1 protein-coding gene is annotated in these 302 nt (G+C 64.9%); it reads left to right on the plus strand.

Features of this window, described 5'->3' with window-relative positions; all coding sequences use genetic code 11:
- Positions 1-62 precede the first annotated feature (62 nt).
- On the plus strand, positions 63-302 hold a 240-nt coding region (locus JHD69_RS20845), incomplete at its 3' end, for a hypothetical protein (RefSeq protein WP_199142213.1).

Raw genomic sequence — 302 nt, forward strand, 5'->3', positions numbered from 1 at the left:
TTGCCCTTTTCGGTAATGCCCCCGGAGGCATTTACCTTGGCCGATAAATAGCCTTTCAGGTTTTGGCTGGTGATCGAGTTCTGGCCAAAATTCTCAAAGGCATAAAAGAAATCCTTTACGCTTACCCCTGTCTCTTATACACATCTCCGAGCCCACGAGACAGTACTCATGATCTCGTATGCCGTCGTCTGCTTGAAAAAGGGGGGGGGGGGGGGGGGGGGGGGGGGGGGGGGGGGGGGGGGGGGGGGGGGGGGGGGGGGGGGGGGGGGGGGGGGGGGGGGGGGGGGGGGGGGGGGGGGGGG

Source organism: Pedobacter sp. ASV12 (assembly GCF_016429155.1).
Lineage (GTDB): Bacteria > Bacteroidota > Bacteroidia > Sphingobacteriales > Sphingobacteriaceae > Pedobacter.